This window comes from Massilia putida, assembly GCF_001941825.1.
Taxonomy (GTDB): domain Bacteria; phylum Pseudomonadota; class Gammaproteobacteria; order Burkholderiales; family Burkholderiaceae_D; genus Telluria; species Telluria putida.
Genome location: NZ_CP019038.1, coordinates 310,959 through 333,353 on the forward strand (window position 1 = coordinate 310,959; position 22,395 = coordinate 333,353).

23 protein-coding genes, 2 pseudogenes and 1 other annotated feature are annotated in these 22,395 nt (G+C 59.8%); of the genes and pseudogenes, 16 read left to right on the top strand and 9 right to left on the bottom strand.

Features of this window, described 5'->3' with window-relative positions:
* Window positions 1–320: 320 nt before the first annotated feature.
* A complete protein-coding gene (locus BVG12_RS03810; protein ID WP_229503794.1) occupies window positions 321–812 on the bottom strand; it encodes an acyl-CoA dehydrogenase family protein in 492 nt (163 codons plus the stop codon).
* 286 nt (window positions 813–1,098) lie between these two features.
* On the opposite strand from BVG12_RS03810, the pseudogene BVG12_RS03815 reads away from it, so the two are divergent.
* The 8 genes and pseudogenes from BVG12_RS03815 (at window position 1,099) to BVG12_RS03845 (ending at window position 8,066) form a co-directional block, all read left to right on the top strand.
* A pseudogene (locus BVG12_RS03815) lies at window positions 1,099–1,697 on the top strand (DUF2889 domain-containing protein).
* A gap of 20 nt (window positions 1,698–1,717) precedes the next feature.
* Window positions 1,718–2,893: a CaiB/BaiF CoA transferase family protein gene (locus tag BVG12_RS03820; protein ID WP_075791251.1), complete on the top strand. Its 1,176-nt coding sequence runs from the start codon at window positions 1,718–1,720 to the stop codon at window positions 2,891–2,893.
* A 120-nt stretch (window positions 2,894–3,013) separates the two neighbouring features.
* Window positions 3,014–3,478, top strand: coding sequence for a PfkB family carbohydrate kinase (locus BVG12_RS03825; RefSeq protein WP_075791252.1), 465 nt, complete (start codon window positions 3,014–3,016; stop codon window positions 3,476–3,478).
* Window positions 3,463–3,693: an integrase core domain-containing protein gene (locus tag BVG12_RS34785; protein WP_075791253.1), complete on the top strand. Its 231-nt coding sequence runs from the start codon at window positions 3,463–3,465 to the stop codon at window positions 3,691–3,693. Before BVG12_RS03825 ends, BVG12_RS34785 begins: the two co-directional genes overlap by 16 nt.
* A gap of 267 nt (window positions 3,694–3,960) precedes the next feature.
* Window positions 3,961–5,196: a CoA transferase gene (locus tag BVG12_RS03835; RefSeq protein WP_229503795.1), complete on the top strand. Its 1,236-nt coding sequence runs from the start codon at window positions 3,961–3,963 to the stop codon at window positions 5,194–5,196.
* Window positions 5,197–5,390: 194 nt separating this feature from the next.
* The gene (locus BVG12_RS03840; RefSeq protein ID WP_075791255.1) at window positions 5,391–6,347 is read left to right on the top strand and encodes a LysR family transcriptional regulator; all 957 of its coding nucleotides are present in this window, start codon (window positions 5,391–5,393) and stop codon (window positions 6,345–6,347) included.
* A gap of 6 nt (window positions 6,348–6,353) precedes the next feature.
* A complete protein-coding gene (locus BVG12_RS33830) occupies window positions 6,354–6,524 on the top strand; it encodes a hypothetical protein (RefSeq protein WP_156895528.1) in 171 nt (56 codons plus the stop codon).
* Between the two features lie 552 nt (window positions 6,525–7,076).
* Window positions 7,077–8,066 (top strand): LysR family transcriptional regulator, encoded by a 990-nt coding sequence (locus BVG12_RS03845; RefSeq protein ID WP_075791256.1) that lies wholly within the window; start codon window positions 7,077–7,079, stop codon window positions 8,064–8,066.
* 397 nt (window positions 8,067–8,463) lie between these two features.
* Here BVG12_RS03845 and BVG12_RS03850 read toward each other — a convergent pair whose 3' ends face one another.
* Together BVG12_RS03850 and BVG12_RS03855 are read right to left on the bottom strand one after the other, a co-directional pair.
* Window positions 8,464–8,727: a CoA transferase gene (locus BVG12_RS03850; protein ID WP_229503796.1), complete on the bottom strand. Its 264-nt coding sequence runs from the start codon at window positions 8,725–8,727 to the stop codon at window positions 8,464–8,466.
* Between the two features lie 99 nt (window positions 8,728–8,826).
* Entirely contained in the window at window positions 8,827–9,645 is an 819-nt protein-coding gene (locus BVG12_RS03855; protein ID WP_075791257.1) for an SDR family NAD(P)-dependent oxidoreductase, read from the bottom strand.
* An 826-nt stretch (window positions 9,646–10,471) separates the two neighbouring features.
* Between BVG12_RS03855 and BVG12_RS03860 the strand changes: the two genes are divergently transcribed.
* Both BVG12_RS03860 and BVG12_RS03865 read left to right on the top strand, forming a co-directional pair.
* On the top strand, window positions 10,472–10,894 hold the full coding sequence (locus BVG12_RS03860; RefSeq protein WP_156895529.1) for a hypothetical protein: 423 nt from the start codon (window positions 10,472–10,474) through the stop codon (window positions 10,892–10,894).
* A gap of 1,301 nt (window positions 10,895–12,195) precedes the next feature.
* Window positions 12,196–13,680 (top strand): hypothetical protein, encoded by a 1,485-nt coding sequence (locus BVG12_RS03865; protein ID WP_156895530.1) that lies wholly within the window; start codon window positions 12,196–12,198, stop codon window positions 13,678–13,680.
* Window positions 13,681–13,729: 49 nt separating this feature from the next.
* On the opposite strand, the gene BVG12_RS03870 is transcribed toward BVG12_RS03865, so the two are convergent.
* The 3 genes from BVG12_RS03870 to BVG12_RS03880 all read right to left on the bottom strand — a co-directional run bounded on the left by BVG12_RS03870 (window position 13,730) and on the right by BVG12_RS03880 (window position 15,845).
* On the bottom strand, window positions 13,730–14,047 hold the full coding sequence (locus BVG12_RS03870) for a carboxypeptidase regulatory-like domain-containing protein (protein WP_075791260.1): 318 nt from the start codon (window positions 14,045–14,047) through the stop codon (window positions 13,730–13,732).
* A gap of 4 nt (window positions 14,048–14,051) precedes the next feature.
* Window positions 14,052–15,215 carry a tyrosine-type recombinase/integrase gene (locus BVG12_RS03875; RefSeq protein WP_075791261.1) on the bottom strand — a complete coding sequence of 388 codons (1,164 nt, stop codon included), beginning with the start codon at window positions 15,213–15,215 and terminating at the stop codon, window positions 14,052–14,054.
* 69 nt (window positions 15,216–15,284) lie between these two features.
* Window positions 15,285–15,845, bottom strand: a complete 561-nt coding sequence (locus tag BVG12_RS03880; protein WP_075791262.1) for a TetR/AcrR family transcriptional regulator — start codon at window positions 15,843–15,845, stop codon at window positions 15,285–15,287.
* A 127-nt stretch (window positions 15,846–15,972) separates the two neighbouring features.
* Between BVG12_RS03880 and BVG12_RS03885 the strand changes: the two genes are divergently transcribed.
* From BVG12_RS03885 to BVG12_RS03895, 3 genes are all read left to right on the top strand, one after another.
* Entirely contained in the window at window positions 15,973–16,770 is a 798-nt protein-coding gene (locus BVG12_RS03885; RefSeq protein WP_156895531.1) for an SDR family NAD(P)-dependent oxidoreductase, read from the top strand.
* Window positions 16,771–16,870: 100 nt separating this feature from the next.
* A complete protein-coding gene (locus tag BVG12_RS03890) occupies window positions 16,871–17,149 on the top strand; it encodes a hypothetical protein (protein WP_075791264.1) in 279 nt (92 codons plus the stop codon).
* Between the two features lie 14 nt (window positions 17,150–17,163).
* Window positions 17,164–17,541, top strand: coding sequence for a hypothetical protein (locus BVG12_RS03895; protein WP_075791265.1), 378 nt, complete (start codon window positions 17,164–17,166; stop codon window positions 17,539–17,541).
* 4 nt (window positions 17,542–17,545) lie between these two features.
* Here the strand turns inward: BVG12_RS03895 and BVG12_RS03900 are convergent, their stop codons facing one another.
* From BVG12_RS03900 to BVG12_RS03910, 3 genes and pseudogenes are all read right to left on the bottom strand, one after another.
* On the bottom strand, window positions 17,546–17,875 hold the full coding sequence (locus BVG12_RS03900; RefSeq protein WP_075791266.1) for a four-helix bundle copper-binding protein: 330 nt from the start codon (window positions 17,873–17,875) through the stop codon (window positions 17,546–17,548).
* Between the two features lie 63 nt (window positions 17,876–17,938).
* Window positions 17,939–18,370, bottom strand: coding sequence for an amidohydrolase family protein (locus BVG12_RS03905; protein ID WP_075791267.1), 432 nt, complete (start codon window positions 18,368–18,370; stop codon window positions 17,939–17,941).
* A 276-nt stretch (window positions 18,371–18,646) separates the two neighbouring features.
* A pseudogene (locus BVG12_RS03910) lies at window positions 18,647–19,528 on the bottom strand (IS3 family transposase); the annotation flags it as partial.
* Window positions 19,529–19,908: 380 nt separating this feature from the next.
* On the opposite strand from BVG12_RS03910, the gene BVG12_RS03915 reads away from it, so the two are divergent.
* The 3 genes from BVG12_RS03915 (at window position 19,909) to BVG12_RS03930 (ending at window position 22,168) form a co-directional block, all read left to right on the top strand.
* The gene (locus tag BVG12_RS03915; protein ID WP_083684517.1) at window positions 19,909–20,340 is read left to right on the top strand and encodes an alpha/beta hydrolase; all 432 of its coding nucleotides are present in this window, start codon (window positions 19,909–19,911) and stop codon (window positions 20,338–20,340) included.
* Between the two features lie 12 nt (window positions 20,341–20,352).
* Window positions 20,353–21,575 (top strand): IS3 family transposase gene (locus BVG12_RS03925; RefSeq protein WP_156895495.1). Its coding sequence is split into 2 segments (ribosomal slippage): window positions 20,353–20,641 and window positions 20,641–21,575, totalling 1,224 coding nucleotides; the frame shifts between segments, so codons are not numbered across the junction.
* Window positions 20,631–20,747 (top strand) — a sequence feature (AL1L pseudoknot). Its footprint overlaps the gene before it by 117 nt.
* On the top strand, window positions 21,572–22,168 hold the full coding sequence (locus tag BVG12_RS03930; RefSeq protein ID WP_083684520.1) for an alpha/beta hydrolase: 597 nt from the start codon (window positions 21,572–21,574) through the stop codon (window positions 22,166–22,168). The genes BVG12_RS03925 and BVG12_RS03930 overlap by 4 nt, the downstream gene beginning before the upstream one ends.
* Window positions 22,169–22,395 lie beyond the last annotated feature (227 nt).

Genomic DNA, 22,395 nt, shown 5'->3' on the forward strand with positions numbered 1-22,395 from the left:
AAGAATGAGTGGATCACGGCGCCTTGACGAGCGCGTCGTCGTTTATATAGACCACGAGTCCACCAACATTCGGACTGCGATCAGCGACTTTAAAGCTCGGTGCCAACGATAACTGGTAAGCCATGCAGCTTCTGGTGGGTGTCACGATCTTTTGCCCCGGGTCGCGCCCCCTCTTTGATTGTCGTAAGTGCCGCTTGGACCAGCGAGCGACGTTGGCGGTCGATAATCGGGATGATGTACGTAATGATCTTTTCTGGTTATGCGGAACAAATCAGCCCGCACGTATTCGGATAATCGCGGAAGGCCGCTTTGACTCGAATTCAAAACAGGAAAACGTTCCTGTCACCGGACTGGGCGCCCAACGTGCGGTAGGTCCGCTCGGTCTGTTCCAGCTTTCGGTGGTCGGTACACACCTTGTTCATTTCCGCGCCGTGGTCGGCTATGAAGGTGAACCGGATCTTGCCTTCGATGAAGGGCTTAATGTACTTTTCCTTTTGTGCTCGCGTGCCAAACTTGGCGATATTCATCGCAGTAAAAGTGGGGACAAGGATGGCAGCAGCAAAGTCGAAGCCAAACTTTCCCAAGCCTTCGGCCATCAGTGTGTAGTCAAAAATATTGCCGCCGGCGCCGCCTTCTTCTTCACTGAACAGCAGTCCCAACCAGCCTTGCTTGGCTATCTTTTCATAAGCTTCGTAAGGATAGTCGCGATTCATGTCGCATTTACGGATGTACTCGACGGTAATTTCGTTATCCATGTACCGGTTCACGCTATCGAGCCACATCTGCTGCGATTCATTCAGGAAATTTGCCATATTAGATTACTCCAGGTTGCGGTGAGTGCGCCTGTCAGTCGGCGCGTGTTGGATATCACAGGTTGGTAGATTATGGAAAGCCGATGCACAATCCAAGTCGGAAATTTCGAAATCCGAGTTCGAAGAAGGCGAAGTTCAGTCGTTCCCTATCCGATTCGGTGTTCGCGAATCCCGACTTCGGAAATTTGCAGCTAGACGTATTCAAGGGTCCGGTAAAATTGGGCGCAGGCGAATCGATGGCCGGCTTGATTGTCCGCGAGCTGAATTACACAAGTAGAGGTATTCCATGAGCGAAAAAGAAATCGCGGGCGAATCCACGCCGGAGAATGACAGTAAGACGTTCGACGGCGGAGTGACACGCGAAGAACTTCACGTCCGCCAAATCGAGTTCCGTGGCTTTCGACGCAGTGATGGCCTGTTTGAAATTGAGAGCCAACTGGCGGACCGCAAGACGCATGACTTCACCCCCCCAGCGGTGGGCGGTCGGTCGCGGCCGGCGCAGCTATCCATGACCTTGCCTTACGCGTGGTTTTTGATGACGCGATGATCATTCGCGCGATCCACACCAGCATTCGCGCATATCCGTATGCGCAGTGCGTGCGCGGCGGGGAGTCACTCCAGGCCTTGGTCGGTCTACGTATTGGCCCGGGCTGGAGCAGCGAACTGCGCAAGCGCCTCCCGCCGGGCGATACCTGCACCCATCTGAAAGAAGTGATGGTTCCCCTGGCGAGCGCCGCTTTTCAAACCGTATATTCCGTGAGCACACTGCGCGTAGCCGAGGTGGATGCGAGCGGCAAGCCGCGAAAGATCGATAGTTGCTACGCCTATGGCGCGTCGCGAGAATTGGTACGGATACACTGGCCGTCGTTCCATCGGCCGGAATAACATTCAATTAGGGGGAAGACATGCACGACAAGAAGCGGGGCCCCTTGGCCGGCGTTAAGATTGTTGAATTGGGCGGTATTGGCCCGGGACCGTTTTGTTGCATGCTGTTGGCGGATATGGGAGCGGAAATCATTCGCATCGATCGCCCGCCTGGGCACGATGGCGGCGCTCCGATCGATCCACGCTTTGAGCTGCTCAATCGCAGTCGCCAAAGCGCGATGATGGACCTGAAAAAGCCTGAGGCCGTTGCTGCCGTGTTGCGTCTGGTCGGGCAGGCTGACGCATTGATCGAAGGATTCCGGCCCGGCGTAACAGAGCGTCTCGGGCTGGGCCCGTTGGAGTGCATGGCAGTCAATCCGCGTCTGGTGTATGGCCGCATGACTGGCTGGGGCCAGACCGGGCCGTTGGCGCAAATGCCGGGACACGACATCAACTACATCTCACTTTCCGGTGTTCTCAATTCGGTAGGCCGCGCAGGTGAGGCGCCAGCCATTCCTCTGAACCTCGCCGGTGACTTTGGCGGCGGCTCGCTCTACCTCGCGCTCGGGGTCGTCAGCGCGATCCTGGAAGCACGTGGTAGCGGTCTGGGTCAGGTCGTGGATGCCGCCATGGTCGATGGCTCGGCTTCACTGATGACGCTGTTCTACGGTTTTCGCGCCGCCGGGTACTGGAACGATGCGCGTGGCACGAATCGCCTCGATTCCGGCGCGCCATGGTACAACGTCTATCCAACCAAAGACGGCAAATACATCAGCATTGCCGCCAATGAACGGCGTTTCTACCGTGCCGCGCTGGAAGTCATGGGGTTGCAGGCTGCTCCATTGACGGAACAGCATGACCAAAGTGGCTGGGTTGCCATGCGTGAGCAATTCGCCGCTGTATTTCGTACCCGAACGCGCGATGAATGGGTCGCGGCGGCGGCAAATACGGAATCTTGCATCACGCCGGTTCTTTCGATGAGCGAGGCCCCACAACATCCGCATTTGAAGGAACGCGATACTTTCGTGGAAATCGAAGGCGTTGTACAACCGGCACCGGCGCCACGTTTCAGCCGGACTCCTGCGGCTATTCAAAGTCCGGCGGCGCGGCCTGGTCAGCACACCCGCGAAGCCTTACGAAATTGGGGCTTTTCCGACGCCGATGTTAATGCCCTACATGCTGCAGGCGCGGCTCACTCCCCCGACGCTGCTTCATGACGCCGCCGGCTTCACGCAAGAGCGCGTCGGCGATGTGATGAACGATCGAGCCGACCCGCTGTATCGCGCGCGCTCGTCGAACGGCAGCGCGGCCGCAGCCTGATCGTCTACGACCCGAACGTGCGGCTGACGATCGAGCCCGACGTCGAGAAATGGCGCGATGCCCTGCGCTGGGTGCAGCGCCACAGCGACGGGCTCAAGGTCAGCGGGGAAGACATCCAGGCGCTGTATCCGGGCATGCGCGTCGACATGTTCATCGACGAGTCGCTGGAAGCGGGCGTGGCGCTGGTCGTCGTGACGTGGCGCGAGCGGGGCATGGGCGCGGTCACGCGGTCGCAGCTGGGGGTGGAAGTGCCGGCTGTTCCCGTCACGGTCGTGGACACGGTCGGCGCGGGCGCCACCTTCGAGGCCGGCTTAGCTGGCCTGGCCGCAGCGCGCCAGCAAGCTCACGCGGCACGCGGTGGAAGGCCTGGTCCAGGACGACCTGGTGGAGGCGTTGCGCTTCGCTGTGCGTGCACCGCCATCGCAGAAGGTCATCACACACAGCACAGTGCCCTGTGCAGAATGGCATGGTGCAGCGCGTGACCCGAACGCTGCAGGAGCAATGCGTGCATCGCCACCGCGTTGAGACCTTCGAACACGCCAGCCGGAATGTTGGCGGTTGGATTAGGTTTTACAACAACCAGCGTCCGCACCAAGCACTGGGCGGGGAACCACCCATTGAAGTGTCTAGATTTGCAGCCCAACTTGAGCAGGAATCGCTCCGTCAAGACATGCCGATAATGTCGCAGGCGACTTAGGCAATAGGCGAATCGAAACGAAGTCGATTTTTTCGAGGCAGGCTTTCTGTCTTGCGGGACAAGACGGCCATTTCATTTCACGAAATCCGAAGTGTTGATTCAAGGCTTTTCAGTTGATGCAGCGCTGACGCGTTCCTAATATATGCCGAATTGCTCTCCACCTGAAAGTCCGCTAACGGCCATTGATGCGCGCGACCGGCAACAGGAATACACACTTACTCGTGTCATCAAGTCAGGCGCTCAAGCGCATGGCTTGGTGTCGGCGCCATGGAAAGACCAAGCTACGTGTACAACTTACTTAATTACCTGCGCATCGTCGAATGCGCGTCTTTTATTGCTGGCCCCTCGTGTGCCCTTCATCTACATCAGTTCGGCGCCGAAGTGATCCGTATTGACCCGATTGGTGGCGGCCCCGACTTCAAGCGCTGGCCGCTCTCTCCAGAAGGAGACAGTTTTTATTGGGAAGGCCTGAACAAGGGAAAGCGCTCCGTAGCAATTGATCTCACCAAGCCGCAAGGCCGGGAGCTCGCTACGGAAATTATCACTGCTTCCGGGCCGGAACGCGGCTTGTTCGTCACGAATTTTCCAAAGAATGGATTCCTAGCGCACCATGCTTTGAGCAAGTTGCGTCCGGACCTGATCACCGTGCGCGTTGCCGGCTGGGCTGACGGTTCGTCGGCCCTGGATTACACAGTCAATGCGGCCATCGGCTTGCCTTATATGACGGGGCCAACGGAAACGCCGGATCAACCGGTGAACCACGTGCTTCCTGCCTGGGATCTGCTGACCGGCGCTTATGCCGCGTTCGCAACTCTGGCCGCCGAGCGGCATCGGCGCATGACCGGCATTGGTCAGGAAGTCACCGTGCCCTTGTCCAACATGGCGATGGCGTCGTTAGGTCACATGGGGCAGATTGCCGAGGTCCTGACCGGCGGCGACCGCCCCCGCATGGGGAATGCGCTGTTCGGTGCGTTTGGCCGCGATTTTGTAACCGCGGACGGCGAGCGCGTGATGGTCGTGGCGATCACCGCCAAACAGTGGTCCGGGCTACTGGAGGCGCTGCAACTGCACGCGCAAATCGCACAGATTGAAGCCACCTACAATGTATCGTTTGCACGCGATGAAGGCGTGCGCTTCAAGTTTCGTACCGTGCTGTTTCCTGTCTTTGAGCGCGCAATTGAGGTGCTGACGCTGCCGGCGTTGAAATCCGTATTTGAACCGAATGGCGTATGTTGGGGCGCTTACCAGTCGTTGAGCCGCAGTTTGCGGGAGGACCCGCGGCTTTCCTTGCAAAATCCGTTGTTCCAGATGCTCGACCATCCCAGCGGGCACGAATATCCTGCGCCAGGTGCGGCTGCGTCGCTGAACGGCTCGCAGCGCTGCGCCGTGCGGCGTGCACCGAGGCTGGGGGAACACACTGACGAAGTGCTGGCCGAAGTGCTGTCCATGAGTGATGCGCAAATCGGCGCATTGCACGACGCGGGTATTGTCGCCAATGCGTAACTTGGCAACATTGTGTGGGTGCGCGTTCCATTGGAAACGGTGATGAATACAATGGATAACGTGGTGGGGCGACAGCGGTTTTCTTGAGCGTATAGTGCTGGGTGGAAAGCGCTTCAAATGCAAGGTTTTCAAGGTTTGCGTCAAGGAAGGCTTTCCACAGGACAGTACCTCATGACCTTCAAGGACAACGTATCATGACTTTCAATCGCGTACACCTTATTCGGCAGGTAGACCTCTTTACACTCAGGCTTTACCTGTCTGCAGTGGAAGAACAGCAGATCGGTCGCGCGGCGATCCGCGAGAATATTGCCGCTTCCACGGCGACGAAGCGAATTCAGGATCTCGAGGAAATTGCCGGCATGCCCTTGCTGGCTCGCACGCCTAAAGGCGTGGCGCCGACACCGGCCGGTGAAGTACTGGCGCGCTATGTGCGCGCGATCCTTGGAAACCTCGATGATTTGCGTTCCGAGTTCGCAGAGTTCTCGGAGGGCATGCGGGGGGAATTGACCATTGCATCGGCCCGTTCAATCATCTCGCCATTCCTGGCGCGCGAGCTGGGAAGCTTCGCAGACGACTACCCATTGGTGGACCTGGTCGTGCGTGAGTTGGAAAACGCCGACATTGTCCCGGCGGTGGCGCAGGGCGAGGCGGATATCGGAGTATTTGCCGTGGCACGGGACATCGACCTGAGTGGAGTCGACACTGTCGCCTATCGCAATGACCGGATCGTTGCGCTGGTCCCAAACCGGCACCGCCTGAGCCAACGAGCCACTGTTTCTTTTGATGATCTGTTACCGGAAAACCTGATTGCCATTGGCTCTCTTAATGTCGTGTTGGCAAACGCCGCCAAAAAGCTCGGCAAGGACTATAAACCGAAATACAGCGTGCGGACTTCCGGTGTGGCCATCAGTCTCGTGCAGGCGGGCTTGGGGGTAACCGTTCAACCCGAGTGTCTGGTGGGGCGTGAGGTGCTTGATGATATTACGATGATAGAACTGACCGAATCGTGGGCCAATCGTGTGATTCAGATCGCCACGCCGCGTAATCGGGCCCCTTCGCCAGTGGCAAAGGCACTGATGAAACAGCTGTTGGAGCGTCCGGCAATGCAAGGGTTGCAGGCCTTCAAGGAAGCAAAGCAAGTCGATATGTGACGTTGGTTGAAATCCAAACGAACCTCAGACGGGCGCACACTGGACCATCACACGCGCCAGGGTATGCGCCAACAGGTGATCAAAGCGGCGCGTGACGGGCAAACGGCGGCCGATGTGGCCGCCGCGTTTGGCATGAATGTCAACATGATTCCGGTGGCTGGACCAATTTTCGCCTGATTGTCAGCCTGCTCCGCTGGCTAAGCTCGTTTCAGGGCCGTCCCCCAAGATCGGCGACGAGGAAATGCACTGGATTTCCAGGGGAGGCCAGACGGCGCAACAGTTCAATTTTCGATGTGGTGTGTGAACGTTGTCGGTGTTATACGAATTCTCATTAAGCAATAGCCTGCCAACCTCGACGGCCCACTCAAACTGCTCTGCCTGCTTCTCGACTTGCCGCATCTTAATCCTGCCGAACAGGTCAGAGTGCGGTGGAGCAGGAGGTCAGCAAGCAGTCTTTATAAATGAGCAAGACATGAAGTAACCGCACTTGGGGCTTGCGCCGTATTCAAAAACCGCCGGCGATGGTCAAGCCATTTTTTCGCCAACAAGGTCGTTGCTGCGCTGCTTAATTAATAGCTTCATTTTCTTGATGTTAGTGCCAAGGCAGTGAACTCGGACATCTTATCCCGGTTGCCTGATAGGGCGCTATTTGGACGCACGCTGATGGGGACCGGAGCAATTTTGACGGGCAGGGGGGATTCTTGTATATCGCGTTTCTGAGTTAATCTTATGAGTTTCTTGTCACTGGATTTGAACCTGTTGAAGGTGTTTGACGCGATTATGAGCGAGCAAAACCTCACCCGTGCTGCCGATCGTCTAAGCATGACACAGCCGGCAGCATCGAATGCGTTGCGCCGGCTGCGAGCCGCGTTGGATGATGAACTATTTATACGCGGTCAGCACGGCCTAAAGCCCACAACGTACGCGGAATTGCTGTGGCCCGCAGTGCGCCAGGCCTTGACTACCCTCGAAGTCGCACTGACACCACGACAATTATCTGCATCGGAAGCGCACGCAACATATCGCTTGATGATGGCTGATTCGGCCGCGGCGCTTTTGATGCCGCCATTAATGCACGCCATCCGGCAAGAGGCGCCGGGATTGGATGTTCGCATGTTGCCATTGACGACGCGCGATCCGCGGCCATTGTTATTGCAGAACGATATTGATATCGCTATCGGGTCGTATCCGGGTGTCGTTCTGCAACTGAACGTCGAACAAGGTGAGCTGTCGCCAATTCGTCATCAACAGTTGTATAGCGGGGAATATCGATGCATTATGCGGAAGAATCACCCGCTGGCTCGTGGCGAATTAACCCTGGACAGTTATTGCGATGCCCTGCATGTATTGATGAGTGTGTCCGGGCGCGCCCACGGTGCTGCCAATGTCGAGCTGGCGAAGCTCGGACGAACCCGGCGCGTTGCGCTGACGGTGAATCAGTTTTCAACCGTCGGTCGGATTGTCGCGCAAACAGACCTGATTTCCATTGTGCCACAGCATGTGATTGCGTCGATTGGCATGGCCGATGTGTTGGCAGTTAAAGCTGTGCCATTCGAATTGCCGACTGTGCAAGTGGATCTACTCTGGCACGATCGTGACCGGCGTAATCCATCGCATAGATGGATGCGTGAAACACTGAGCGTACTGTCCAACGAACAGTCACCCTCCGGCAACCACACGAAATCTTTGCACACCATGCCATTGTCGCCGGCACCGTAGTTTCGTAAATAGTGACTGTTCCTGGAACTCTCTCCTTTTGTAACGAGGTATTCGCGTGAGATTACCCGTTTCAACGCGCTGGCCTTGTCTTCGATCGATAGCATGTTCGCCCTCGTTCTCCAACGCCAGCTTCGACACCGAAATTCAGCAGCGTCGCGAACACCGGTCCGGTGTTCAAGGAGAACGGCGATAGACGATAAGGCCGACTAATCCTTGGAGCGCCTGCGAGGCGCCTGCACGGGCTCAAGGGAGTCAGAACAGTGAAAGTGACGCAAACCGGTTATTTGGCCGGCAGTGCGCCATTTGCATACAGGGCCATCGGACAAACAAGGCTAGGAACGAGCTGTTCAGAGCACGAAGCTATCGCTAAAAAGCGCAATTTGGCGCACGGGCTCTGTTAGAGCACTTGCTGAGCCGGTCCGCAGACGCGGAACCGGCAGGCTGAACAAGCTGCGGTATCCGCTCGGGCGCCGCCTGACTGCAGCAGATCTTCGATTTCGTCCTGGCCGAAACCATACTCACGCAGCAGCTCCTGCGTGTGCTCACCCAAGCGCGGGGCTGGGTGCCGCAGCGTGGCCGGGGTCTCGCTCCATTGCTGTGGGATGCCGATGGTGCGGATCGTGCCTTCGCTCGGGTGCTGCTGCTCGCTAAAGAAGCCCACGGCCCGCCAGCAGCAGCGAGGCATACGGGCCCATGAAGTTGGATGTCAGGTCGAGGATACGCAGGCCTGCGAGAGGGCCGTTCATGTGGTCTCCTGGTGTCAATGGATGGTGAGGCCGCCGGTTGGGCTGATGACAGTGCCGGTGAGGTAGGCCGCATCATCGGAGGCGAAGAATGCCACGACCTTGCCGATGTCCGCCGGACTGGCCACGCCCAGCGGGCTGCGCGCCACGATTTTTTCGTACTGCTTGCGGTGCATGTCCGAGACCGTGCTGTCGGGGGAGAACACCGCCTCCCACGAGGGGGTGTCGCGCACCACCGTCACGCAGACGCAGTTCACACGGATGCGCTCCCGCGCCAGGTCCTTGGCCAGCACCTTGCTCGCGGCGATCAGTCCACCTGAGAAACTGGCGATGGCCGTCTGCCCCGGTGTGGGGGTGCGTCCGCCCTCGGAGATGACGAACACCACGCTGCCGCCGCCACGCTCGCGCATCGCGGGCACGGCGGCCTGTACCACCAGCAGCTTGGCCGCGAGGGCTTGGTCGACGAAATGGGTCACGCGCTGCAGGTCGACGTCGGCGAACGGGCCGCGTACTTCGGGCGAGCGCGCCTCGTCGTCGTTGCCGCCCGCATTGGGCACGACGATATCCACACCGCCGAACTGGCGTACCGCCTCAGCCACCACGGCCTGCATGTCGGCGCGGGACCGCACATCGCCCGGGGCGAAGCACGCCTGGCTCCCGTCGGCGCGTATCTCGCCGAGCACGGCCTGGGCTTTGTCCGCGCTCCTGCCGTTGATGACGACATGCGCGCCGCGCGCGGCCAGGTGCAGCGCCACGCCCTTGCCGATGCCTCCCGTACCGCCAGTAACGATGGCGACCTTGCCATGCAATGAGTCGATGGCCGATAGTGTTGACATATTGCATTTCTCCTCTTGACATCGAATGCAGTGTAGGTGGCCCGCCATGTGGGCTCAAGTGCGGATTCTCGAAGAGCAGATTGCCGAAAACGAAAGCCAACTAATCGAGGAGAAAGGCAGCGCATCGCAATCTGCAAACCGAATTGCAGCGCCTGCTTCGACACTTGTTGCAAATAGAGCGCATCTGCGGTTGCGAAGAACTAGTTCGACAGATAGGAGACAAACATGCCGCAATTTTGTGGAAAGCATTTGGCATCGACCGCTCGATGACCAAGCTATTTGCGGCCGTCAGAAAGGCCAGTCGCGTCGATATCATTTATTATGAACGGAACCAAGCTCGGACTTGCTTTCGCATACGCCAGAGTTTCCCGAACGATGTCTCGCCGCGAACGGGCTGCGTGCCAGAGTGACGCCGGGGAAGGGCGCCTTTTCGGGGCAGCGAAAAAAATAAAATCGCAAAATGACCTGAATCGCCTATCTTGATTGGTTGTTGACGAGCTACGGAACAAACGGAAGCAGATAACGAAATTTCCGTGACGCGACGACAAATTCCACGGCGAGAAGCATGAGCGCTGTCGCCGAGTGGCCTACAGACGAGTGTCCCGGCATCTGGCCAATCTAACAAGGTACGCTCCTGGAAATCGAAATTACATGCATGGTTGCAACGACGCTTTATAGGCCGTTCGGAGCACGCAAGCTGAGTCAGCGTGCGTCGACGGAAAGGTAGCTCTGGAAATCGTCTAGCGGTCGTCACAACAGATTCGTTTGCTGTTAGCGCAGCTCAGACATTGAACGATGAGCGGTGCCGAAAAATGCGGTGTCGTAGGTGAGCACGGTTGCCTCATCGCCAGTGCCTCGATTTTTCGAGTCTGCTAACTACCGATGTACGGACGGATCGGCAAAGATAACAGTCGATCATGCAGACCTGCCGAATGAACTGCAGGTCGCAGCGGGCGAGACGGTGGCGGCGCTCTGGACGTCGGCGCAGACGAGGTCGTGGGACGCACTGACCGAACTCGGCATGGAATCAGTGGCGGCTGTGGACGCTGCAAAAGCTATCGAAACGCAGCGCCGAACTGCGTACGCGGCGCACTCGAAGATCTCAAGCAAGCCCGAGCGAGTAAATCAGGAGATCGTTGATCAAATGCGTCGCGAGCTTGTAGCTGCGATCGCGACAAATGTTGGCATTGAAGGCGATTGTATGACGTTCGGCAACAGTTTTACACAAACAATCTGCGCTTTTTCGTGACACGTTACACCAGCGATCCTCTTTCGCATAATTTATATTATGTCAAATACCATGTTTGTTGTCGGGCGGGCTCGTGCTTCCCTGGCGGGGTAAACGGTTAGCCGACCGTGTCGGCTTGTTTATCCCGGCCTTCTCCTGCGCCGCTGTTTCGACGCGCTGGCCTTTATCGCAACGCCGGGTTCGGTCCCGCGCCCAGGATGAGTCGGCAGTGTCCATGCAAGGCTGTAACGGTAGCCTCCCACGTCGCAGATCGCAAGCGCGAGGCGTGTCGACGCGAATCGGAGCATTCGTGCGCTGCCAGTCGTCCGGGCGTTCGTCGTCCGGTTGGCTGATCGATGCGCCAGCCGGGCCGCAGGCGGACGCGCACGGTCCTCGCCGCCTGCGACGCGGGCGGCTGCGTTCGTCGAGGACGTGTCGTTTGTCCGGGTTTTGTGGAAGCTACATTCGCCTGACGGACATCGCGCTCTTGCATTGGCTCGATATTGGGTCCAACCAGAGCCGGCCAATCCGTATTCAGATCGCCTGCGCCGCAGGCGTCATGCGTTCGTCGAAGACGTGCCGTTTGTCAGGGCTTTGTGGAAGCTACATTCACTTGACGAGCATCGCGCTCTTGCATTGGCTCGATATTGGGTCTACACAGAGCCGGCTAATCCGTATTCAGATCGCCGCGCCGCACGCGTGGCCGGTGCCATGCGTGCGGCGCGGACTTGCCGTCTGTCAGGGTTTTGTGGAAGCTATACTCGCCTGAAGAACAGCGTGCTCTTGCATTGGCTCGACATTGCGCTTGAACCGGAGCCGGCTAATCCGGATTCAGATTCAAATGGCCATCCTGGTGAAATTCCGGAATGGCGCGACAGAGAAGCTTATCCATAAAAAGAGGCTTATCCGTAAAATTCAAACACACCTTTTGGCCCCAGATAAACCACGCGGCGACGTTTTATAAACTCGACATTACACTTCATAATGTCGATTTAACTAAAATTCGGGCTTGGCGCCATAGTCCGCCAATAAAGATCCTCAGAATCGGCACGTTAGGAGCCGATCCGCCACGTTTTCACGCCCGAGTCTACAGGTTTTGCTAACAAAACGTCTCCATTTGCGCCCGCGAAATAGTCTTTCGCGTGCTTGCGCTACATCACGCCAACCCCTCCCTTTCAAAAACGGCGCTTTCCCTGCTGATTTCCCGCCCTGACCCCTGTCAAGAACGTCGAGCCCGTTTATAACGATAGTGGATGCGCGGAATTCAGAGCAGGACGATTGTTCCAGCGCCGCAAGCCATTTCAATGGAAAGGAAAAATGCCGTGAAACATTCTTCAATCGAAGTCGGGGCCCAGCTCGAGGCCGCGGCGCCGCAGTTCAGGACTGTGGAGACCATGCTGCAGGACATGCAAAACAACGTCTCACCTTCTCCCCGCGCTGTCGCGCAAGGAAAATCGAAGCCCTTCCTGCCCACCATGCCTGCCGATCAGTACGAAGAGCTCAAGACGCAATTGCGGGCGCAAGGTCCGGCCGCCGAAAAGCACGTCGCCGCCGAATTCGAGGCGGAAGCGCTGCCGCATGCGCCGGTCACCCTCACCGGGCCGAACGTTCCCGGCGCGACGGATGTGGATGGACTGATTCCGCCCGATACGCACGGCGCGGTGGGGCTCGATCATTTTGTCGAAGTCACCAATTCACACATCGACATTTTCGTCCGGACGAATCCGAGCCAACGCACCAGTATTTCGCTGGCGGCCTTTTTCGGCTATACGACGCGCGTACTGTTCGATCCACGCGCGGTCTATGACAGCGTCTGGAATCGCTGGGTCATCACCGCCGATGCGTTCCAGGAATCGACGACCCGCCAACTGTATTTCGTCGCCATTTCCACGACGTCGAACCCGCTCGGCGCGTATTTCATCTACGCGCTGAACGTCACCTTCAACGCCGGCGATTTCTGGGATTATCCGCAATTGGGAATGGACCAGGACTCGGTCATCTTCACAGCCAACGTGTTCACCTCGTCGGGCGGATTCCGCGGCGCCGATATGTTCGCAGTCGCAAAGGCGCGTCTGTACAACGGGCTCGGATTTTCCGTGCCGGTCTTCACGGGCCTGCGCGCGACGCTGGCCCCGCCGATCGTACTGGACCAGAACGCGCGGACGTTCCTGATCGCCGCGTCGGGCGGCAGCAGCCTGTCCCTTTACACGCTCACCAATTCGAGCCGGCCGAACGGCATCCAGCTGACGGGGCCGGTGAACGTCTCGGTGCCGTCGTACACCGCTCCGCCCGACGCCCCGCAGCCGGGCACCAATGCCGTGCTCGACACGCTCGACGGCCGCTTCGTCAACGCCAGCACGCAGACCGGCGACTTCCTGTGGCAGGTCCATACCGTGAATCTGGTCGGGTATGCGGCGCCGAAGTTCTACCAGATCAACACGGCCACCAATTCGCTCGTGCAGAGCGCATTCTTCTTCGGGACGTCGACGTCGTTCGATTTCAACGCGTCGATCGCGGCCAACAGCGCCAACGACATCTTCGTGACGTGGACGCTGACCGATCCGCCGCGCGGCACCAACGCCCAGGTGCGGTTCTCCGGCTTCGACCACAACGACGGTGCCAAGTATGTCCTGAGCCCGGGCATGGCGGCCTTCACGAGTCCGACGTGGTTCGGCGGCGGCCGCTGGGGCGATTACTCCGCGGTGACGGTGGATCCGAGGAACACCCGGCGCGCATGGCTGGTCAACGAGGATATCCTGTCGAACCACGACTGGGGCAGCCGGATCGTCGGCATCGGCTTCGCGTGATGCACCGGCGAAGGGCAGGCAAGCTTGACCGCCCTGCCCTGCGTCACGTTTAACGCATACCGCTGTCGTAGACGATATGGACCGGCGTGACGTGGTCTTTGACCACGGTCACCGTTTGCGGCGCAGCGTGCGGGTAAATGGCCTCCGATTGCGGATGCAGGACATAAGTGCCGGGCTCGAGAATGATCTCGAACCGGCCGTCCGGTCCGCTGCGCACTTCGGCGACGGCCTGCCCTGCTTGGTTCGTCACGCCGATCAACGCCTGATAAGGACGTTGGTTGATCGAGCCGGGCCGTTCGATCGGGCTGACCGGCCGTAGCACCACGTCCCCCGCTATGCCGCTGGCGATGTCGTGAGCTTGCATCATGATGTCACACGATCCCGCGCCGGTTCGCCGACGCCATGATTTCATCATAGCGCTCATTGTCCGTCTTGTGCAGGTAGGCCGCCGTTGTCGCGATGTTCGCGTGGCCGGCGGTGTCCTGCAGGGTCTTGAGCTGGACGCCGTTGTTCGCGTGGTTCGTCAGCATGCTGTGACGCAGCCAGTGGGCCGAGGCCTGGCGCAATGTGGCGGCCGTGTCGGTGTCGCCACGGGCCTCCGCGACGTGCGCGGCATCGGCGAAGACCGCCTTGATCGCTTCCGAGGCCGCTTCGTCGGTGATGCGCGCGAGACCGCGGCTGCGGCTCGACAGGACCAGCGGCGTGCGGTCGGTGCGGCTCGTCTGCGGCAGCAGTTCGAATGCCTGGCGGTAGCTGCGGAACGCATCCAGCATGTCGGGCGGAACCGGCAGGCGGCGCGGCTTGTTGCCTTTGCCGACGACGTCCAGCCACCAGCGGCCGTTGCCTTCCGTGTAGATGGAGCCCATTGCCGCGCCGACGATTTCATTCAGGCGTGCGCCCGTGTGCGCGAACGCGACGAGCAGGAAGCGGTCGCGCGCGCGCCGTTTGACCGCGGCCGGCGTGTCGGCCGGGCGCGCCGCGACGGTGTCCATGGCGAGCGCGATCGCGCCCTGGGTCAGGTAGCGCGTGATGCGGCTGGCCGACGGCGCCCGCACGTTGCGCACGAGCGCGGCCGGATTGCGGCGCAGATAGCCCGTCTGTTCCGCGAATCCCAGCAGCCCCTTCACGGCGATCATGGCCTGGCGCCGGCTCGGGTCGGACAGCGGGCCCGTGAACGGCCGGTAGCGCGGGTCGGTGCGCGGCCACTTCGTCGTGGACACCCATTCGGGTGGCGGATTCTTGAGGAATTCCTTGTACGCGTTCAGATCGGCGACGTTCAGCTGGCCCAGCGTCTTGCGGGCCTCCTCGCGGCACCAGGTCAGGAAGCGGAACAATTCCTTCTGCGTGTTCTGGATCGATTTTGCGCTGAGTTCGCCGTGCGCGATGAATTCGCGCGCCAGTTCGATGTCGGTCGTCGCCTCCGTGATCGCGTCGTCGGCCTGGCGGTACAACTTGACGTGCAGCCGGCCGCTCGCGCCGGTCGAGATCTCTTCCGGAAGGGCTGGACCAAGGTCGATGGGCGTAAAGTTCGGCATGGTGGGACTGATGTCACTGTGTTTTTATACAGTATATCATCCCGGCCGGTTCCCGGACCACCCTTTGCATCAATCCGTAAGCCCTTGCCGCGCCGCCGCCAGGATCTCGTCGCCGAGGGCCGCGTCGTCCACCGCGCGGGCGAGAACGACCGCCCCGACCATCGCGCTCAGCGCCAGCATGGCCTCCGCCCGCGCGTCCTTCGCCCCGCGGCGCTTGCCGGGCAGCGCATGCACGAGACGGTCGATCGCGCCCTTCACATGGGACGTGAACGCGGACCGGGTCGCCGGCTCCTTGCCGGCGTCGGGCGCGAGCGCCGTCATCAGGCAGCCGGCACCGGCGTGGTCGACGTGGCGCCGGCTCAGGTACAGGTCCAGGTAGGCGCCGATCCCCTCCTCCGCCACGATGCGGTCGAAATCAGCGTGCGTCTTGCGCGACAGGTCGGCCAAGGCCTCGGCCATCAGCGCTTCCTTCGACGCGAAATGGTTGTAGAACGGGCCGTGGGTGAGGCCGGTCGCCTTCATGATCTCGCTGACGCTCACGCCGGCGAAGCCGCGTTCGCGGAACAGCCGGCCCGCCTCTTCCAGGATACGGCGGTGCTTTTCGGCGGTCTCTTCAGGTGGATAGCGCATGACTATCGCCTCCTTAGAAATTGTTGGGTTGACGTCAAACATTATATCCATCATGCTTCTTGCGTCCAAACATGACATCCATCATGTTTGATGGCCAACCCCCACGACAACCATCAAGGAGCACATCATGAGCAAAGCACAGCAAGGCACCGCCATCGTCACGGGCGCCTCCGCAGGCCTCGGTAAGATCTATGCGGACCGCCTTGCGCGGCGCGGGTACGACCTCGTCCTCGTCGCCCGCCGCGGCGACAAACTGGCCGCGCTGGCCGATACGCTGCGCGCGACGTATGGCGTGCAGGCCCGGCCATTCGTCGCCGACCTGAGCCAGGCTGCCGACGTCGAGCGCCTGGCCGCCCTGATCCGCGAAGACGACGGCATCACGATGCTCGTCAACAATGCGGGCGTGTCCGTGATGGGCACGACGGCGACCGCCGACCCGGCGAAACTGGTGTGGCAGCAGGCGATCAACGTGGATGCCGTGACCAGGCTGAGTCTGGCGGCGCTGCCGACATTTATCGAACGCGATCGCGGCACGCTCGTGAACGTGTCGTCGGTACTGGGCTTCGGCTTCCTGCCGCCGAGCGCGTTCTACAGTGCCGGCAAGGGCCACGTGGCGAATCTCACGCGCGCCCTGCAGAACGAGGTACAGGGTACGAACGTGCGCGTGCAACTGGTGGCGCCGTCGGCGACGGCGACCGACATCTGGGACGCGGCAGGTATCCCGCTGAGCACGATGGATCCGCAGATCGTGATGAACGCCGAGGATTGCGTCGACGCGGCGCTGGCCGGCCTCGACCTGGGCGAACAGGTCACCTTCCCCTCCGTCGAGGACGGGCAGCTGTGGAAGAATTTCGAAGAGGCGGCCGCGAAACTGTTCCAGGGCGCGATGCGCGGCAAGCCGGCATCGCGCTACCGGGTCGGCTGATCCGGCGGGCGCGCCGCCGCGCACGCTTGAACCGTGTTTGCAGTGCGGCCGCGCCTACGGGACAATGGCCACAACGAACTGCCAACCGAAAGGAGCATGCATGAGCATCACCGTGAAAAACACGACGCCCGACACGACGAAGGTGACGCTGTTCGGCGAACTGCGCGACGGTAGTTTCGACGCGAAGATCATGGCCGAGACCGACGTGCCCTATACCCGCTGCTGGGATGACGAGATCGAGCAGCGCATCGTCTACATCCAGCCCGATCCGGAGCAATTGAAAGCCATCCTGGCCGCCCTCAACGAGCGCCGCCTGTCGATCGAACAGTTGCAGGAGTTCGGCAGCGTGAGCGGCGGCACGTCCGAGATCCCCATCTGACATCAGGAGACCACATGAACGCACAATCGACCAGCGCGGGCGGCAAAGGCCAGCAGAACGAGCAATCGTCCACCATCGGCGTCGGCAACCCCACGAGTGGCGAAGAAGGCAGTACGCTCACCCACGAGACGATGGCCGAGACGGGCGGTAGCGGCACGCAGCCGCGTGCCGAGGAAATCCCGCCGTCGCCGCGCCAAGCCGGCAAGGAAGGCAACCGTCAGGGACCGCTCGACGCCGACGCGGAAGGCGCCGACACGGCCGCGACGGCCATCAACCGCGGCTACCAGGATACGCGCAGCCGTCAGGCGAGCCCCGGCTCGACCGGGTTGGGTGCGCCGGAAACAGGCGGCAACCAGACCGAAGACGACCTGGCGCCGCCGCGGCGGGACTGACCGCTCAGGCGGCCATGCGCCGGCACGCGTCGGCGCACGCGCGGCAGGCCTGGGCGCATGCCTGGCAGTGGTCCATCGGATGTTTGCCGCACTCGTCGCCGCACGCGGTGCAGATGGTCGCGCACAACCGGCACAGGTCGCGGGCGACATCGCTGCCGCGCGCCATGAAGGCGGCTGCCGTCCGGCAGATCTGGGCGCAATCCATGTCCAGCGCGATGCAGCGCGCCATCATCTTGACGTCGTCTTCCTGCAGGCAGGCGGTCGAACAGCGGTCGCAGGCGGCCGCGCAGGCATGGCAGGCGTCGATACAGGCCGTGAAATCGTCGAAAGACATCGCGTTCCTCCCGGTGGATGTTACGTGCCCCCGGCGTTCCGCTGACGACCTGGCCGGGGCCGCCTAATTTGTCACCGTATTCCGGACGATGGCGCCACCCTTCATGACGAAGTTCACGCGGGTCAGTTCGGCCGGATCGGCCAACGGATCGCCGGCGACGGCCACCACGTCCGCGTACTTGCCCGGCGTGATCGAACCGACGCGGTCCTTCCACCCCAGCAGGTCGGCGCCGTTGATGGTGGCGGCCTGGATCGCCTGCATCGGTGTCATGCCGTATTTGACCATGTAGAAGAACTGCTTCGCGTTGTCGCCGTGCGGGTAGACGCCGGCATCGGTGCCGAACGCCATTTTCGCGCCGGCCTTGTATGCCTTGCGGAAGTTGTCGCGTTGCAGTTGCCCGACCATGCGTTCCTTCTCCAGCGATTCCGGCAGCATGCCGGCCTTGGCGCCTTCCTGCAGGATGAAGTCGTCGTTATAGATTTTACGGACAAACACTTCGCTGTGTCAGATGAAGCGTGTCGGCATTGCCTTAGCCGCATGCCCGTCAATGCCATTTTGCAAACCGTTTTTGCAGGGTTGAGTATTCTGAACGGTTATTCTTCCGCCGCACAGCTGGCGTAGCCACTCTCTTGGTAAACCGGTTTTGGATGTTTGGTTAGTCTGAGCCGTCACTCTTCAACCGCGCAGCTACTGTCCCTGTGATCCGGTTTTGGACGGTTTAACATCTTAAGCAGTCACTCTGGCCTTCCCCCATGGATACGGACACTTCCGTTAGGCGCATTGTAGATTTTCAAACTGTACTGGGCTAATGTAGGCGAGAGTGGAATGACGCCGGCGTGGATTGTAGAACCTTTCAATGTAGTCGAACACGTCGGCGCGTAAATCATCCCTGGTCCGATAATGCTTTTTGCTCAGGCGCTCAGTCTTGAGCGTCGAGAAGAAGCTCTCCATTGCAGCGTTGTCCCAGCAGTTGCCACGACGGCTCATGCTGCAAACGATGCCATGCGATTCGAGCAGGCGCTGAAAGTCCTCGCTCGTGTATTGCGAACCCTGGTCGGAGTGATGCAACACAGCGCGGGGCCGGCCACGACGGAAAATAGCCATCAATAGGGCATCCATGACGAGTTGCGCCGTCATCGTCGGTTGCATCGACCAGCCCACCACACGTCGTGAGTACAGGTCCAGGACGACAGCGACGAATAGCCAGCCTTCGCCGGTCCAAACGTAGGTAAAGTCCGCAGCCCATTTCTGATTCGGTCCTGTGGCTTCAAACTGCCGGTCCAGCAGATTCGGCGCGATCGCGTGGATTGGAGAGTCAAGCTGGCCTGGCGCCCGACGCCGCTTGTGACGGGCCTTGATGCCGGCTGCTTTCATCAATCGCGCTACGCGGTTCTCGCTGCAGGAAAAACCAGCGTCGATAAGGTCTCCCACTACGCGCGGCGAACCAAATGTGCCGTCGCTGGCTTCGTGGCTGTGCTTGATTGCCTTGAGGAGCTCGGCATTTTCGCGTTCGTGAGCACTCGCCGGCCGTCCAAGCCAATCATAAAAACCACTGCTCGATACGCCGAGTACACGGCACATCGTTCGCGTTGGTCAGATGGTTCGATATTTGGCGATGAAGCCGTATTTCACTTGAGGTCGGCTGCGAAGTAACCCAATCCGGACGTTCGCTGCAAACCACCTACCTTATCGTGCAGCGGTAAGCATTGCCACGCCTCAAGCATACTAACCGTGCGCCTTTGTTGTGCCTTTACCCATACCCTAATTGAGCAAAATGACGGGCCGTGCTCTGAGCCATAGATGCTACTTCTGGAAATTGTGCTATGCCGGCACTACCTTGTTCGATAACGCTTCGCTGCATTTCCGGGAAGAAGTTTTCTGGGCATAACGGAGCTATACCACTCTCAACAATTTAAAGGAACACAATGCGTATAAAATCGATTCTGTTGCCAGCAGGTGTGCTGCTTATGACGGCAGGCCTAGCGTACGCACAAACTAGCAAATCCCCGGAGCCACCAAAGGCTGACCCACAGATGCAAAAGGTGTTGGATGCGCTAAAGTCGCTCGGCGTCAAACCAATCGAGAAACTGTCTCCGGAGGAAGCACGCAAGCAGCCAACACCTGCAGACGCAGTCAAGAAAGTGCTCAAGGAGCAAGGCAAGAGCACTGAGCCCGATCCTGGCGTGACCGTAAAGGACATGAGCATACCTGGTCCGCATGGTGACATTCCAATCCATGTGTTCACGCCAGAGGGCAATGGTCCATTTCCTGTCATGTTGTATTACCACGGTGGTGGCTTTGTAATCGCCGATACAAAGACCTACGAAGCGTCTCCGCGTGCGCTGGCAAAAGGGGCCAAAGCGATTATGGTGTCGGTCGATTATCATCAAGCCCCAGAACATAAATTCCCTGCAGCTGCAGATGATGTGAACCGCCCCGGGTTTTGTAGAGGCTCCATTGTTTGAGAAAATGGAGCTATGAAGAAGCAACCCAAGTATTCCCCAGAAGTCATCGAGCGCGCCGTGCGCATGGTCAGCGAGGCCGCCAGCGAGTACAACTCGCAGTGGGCAGCCATCGAATCGATCGCAGCCAAGATCGGCTGCACACCTGAAACCCTACGTCGCTGGGTACGCCAGCAGGAGCGCGATACCGGCCAGCGTCCAGGGCCGACCACCGCCGAGGAGGAGCGCATCAAGGCGCTGGAGCGTGAAGTGCGCGAGCTGCGCAAGGCAAACGAGATCCTGCGTCTGGCGAGTGCGTTTTTCGCCCAGGCGGAGCTCGACCGCCGCTTCAAATCGTGAGGGCATTCATCGACCAGTACCGCCATGCTTACGGTGTCGAGCCGATCTGCCGGGTGATGCAGGTCGCGCCGTCGGGCTACTGGCGACACGCGGCGCAGCAGCGCAATCCGGCACTGCGCTGTTCACGAGTCCAGCGCGACGACGTGCTGAGCGTCGAGATCGAACGGGTCTGGCAGGCGAACCTGCAGGTCTACGGGGCCGACAAAGTGTGGCGCCAACTGCGGCGTGAGGGAACCGATGTGGCCCGCTGTACGGTGGAGCGCTTGATGCGCAAGGCCGGCCTGCGAGGCGTCATGCGCGGCAAGGTCGTGCGCACCACGGTAGCGGATGCGAAGGCGCCATGCCCGCTCGACCGGGTCAACCGCCAATTCAAGGCGCAGCGGCCGAACCAGCTGTGGGTCAGCGATTTCACTTATGTCTCGACCTGGCAGGGCTTCGTCTACGTAGCTTTCGTCATCGACGTCTTTGCCCGGCGCATCGTCGGCTGGCGTGTCAGCAGCTCGATGCGGACAGACTTCGTCCTCGACGCCTTGGAGCAGGCCTTGTACGCGCGTCAGCCGGAACGAAACGCGTTGGTACACCATAGCGACCGCGGCTCGCAATACGTGTCGATTCGGTACAGCGAGCGTCTGGCAGAAGCCGGCATTGAGCCGTCTGTGGGCAGCAAGGGCGACAGCTACGACAACGCTTTGGCCGAGACCATCAACGGACTCTACAAGGCTGAGTTGATCCACCGCCGCGCTCCTTGGAAGACGCGTGAGGCCGTCGAACTGGCCACGCTGGAATGGGTGTCCTGGTTTAACCACCACCGCCTGCTTGAGCCACTCGGCTATATACCGCCGGCCGAAGCTGAGGCAAACTATTACAAGCAACTGAGCAGTCAAGCCATCCCGGCCTGACTCACACTAACCGGCCTCCACGAAAGCCGGGGCGGTTCAATGCGTATACGGCGTATACATGGGTGCTCCAGCATGCAAGTGAAATCAATGGCGATCCGAAACGTGTCGCGGTTGGTGGTGAAAGCGCCGGCGGCAACTTAGCCGCAGTCGTATCGCAGATGGCTCGTGATAAGGGGGCTACCCTTCCGGTCCACCAGCTACTTGTCTACCCGATGGCCGGACACGACTTCAACACGCCCTCCTATAAACGCAATGCTGAAGCCAAGCCGCTGAACAAGCCGATGATGGAATGGTTTTATAAGCACTACCTCGGCAAGCCACAAGACGCGAACAATCCTTACGCGGTACCGCTGGCCGCTAAATCGCTTAAAGGCTTGCCGCCTGCCACCGTCATAGCTGCTGAAATCGATCCATTGCTATTCGAAGGCAAGACCTATGCTGACCGATTGAAAAACGATGGCGTCAAAGTAACTTACAAGGAATATCCTGGCGTCACGCACGAGTTCTTCGGCATGGGCAAAGTTGTCGATAAAGCAAAGGATGCCGAAGATCTGGCAGCACGCGAATTACGTCAAGCCTTTGGCAACCAATAAGCTGCTGGCGACCTGTCCGGCTGGCAGCGACCGGCCGGAATTAGAAGTGCTTGGGCCATGTGATCAGTCCGTCTGCGAACACGGCCGCCGTTTTAGTTTCAGAACTATGGTCGTGTACGTCACTATCGACCGATTGCAGACGTTCGGACTGGCGCAGTGTACGGGCACACGGCTCTCATAATTAAGATTCTGTTCGGCACTCTAAGCTGGATGTCGCGTCAGTTCGA

Excerpts from the sequence above, each read along its gene's own strand:
- BVG12_RS03880 (WP_075791262.1), bottom strand. The coding sequence starts at position 15,845 with ATGCGCTATCCACCTGAAGAGACCGCCGAAAAGCACCGCCGTATCCTG.
- BVG12_RS03820 (WP_075791251.1), top strand. The coding sequence starts at position 1,718 with ATGCACGACAAGAAGCGGGGCCCCTTGGCCGGCGTTAAGATTGTTGAA.
- BVG12_RS03855 (WP_075791257.1), bottom strand. The coding sequence starts at position 9,645 with ATGTCAACACTATCGGCCATCGACTCATTGCATGGCAAGGTCGCCATC.
- BVG12_RS03895 (WP_075791265.1), top strand. The coding sequence starts at position 17,164 with ATGAACGCACAATCGACCAGCGCGGGCGGCAAAGGCCAGCAGAACGAG.
- BVG12_RS03900 (WP_075791266.1), bottom strand. The coding sequence starts at position 17,875 with ATGTCTTTCGACGATTTCACGGCCTGTATCGACGCCTGCCATGCCTGC.
- BVG12_RS03870 (WP_075791260.1), bottom strand. The coding sequence starts at position 14,047 with ATGATGCAAGCTCACGACATCGCCAGCGGCATAGCGGGGGACGTGGTG.
- BVG12_RS03875 (WP_075791261.1), bottom strand. The coding sequence starts at position 15,215 with ATGCCGAACTTTACGCCCATCGACCTTGGTCCAGCCCTTCCGGAAGAG.
- BVG12_RS03845 (WP_075791256.1), top strand. The coding sequence starts at position 7,077 with ATGAGTTTCTTGTCACTGGATTTGAACCTGTTGAAGGTGTTTGACGCG.
- BVG12_RS03890 (WP_075791264.1), top strand. The coding sequence starts at position 16,871 with ATGAGCATCACCGTGAAAAACACGACGCCCGACACGACGAAGGTGACG.
- BVG12_RS03840 (WP_075791255.1), top strand. The coding sequence starts at position 5,391 with ATGACTTTCAATCGCGTACACCTTATTCGGCAGGTAGACCTCTTTACA.
- BVG12_RS03885 (WP_156895531.1), top strand. The coding sequence starts at position 15,973 with ATGAGCAAAGCACAGCAAGGCACCGCCATCGTCACGGGCGCCTCCGCA.
- BVG12_RS34785 (WP_075791253.1), top strand. The coding sequence starts at position 3,463 with ATGGTGCAGCGCGTGACCCGAACGCTGCAGGAGCAATGCGTGCATCGC.
- BVG12_RS03835 (WP_229503795.1), top strand. The coding sequence starts at position 3,961 with ATGGAAAGACCAAGCTACGTGTACAACTTACTTAATTACCTGCGCATC.
- BVG12_RS03810 (WP_229503794.1), bottom strand. The coding sequence starts at position 812 with ATGGCAAATTTCCTGAATGAATCGCAGCAGATGTGGCTCGATAGCGTG.
- BVG12_RS03915 (WP_083684517.1), top strand. The coding sequence starts at position 19,909 with ATGCAAAAGGTGTTGGATGCGCTAAAGTCGCTCGGCGTCAAACCAATC.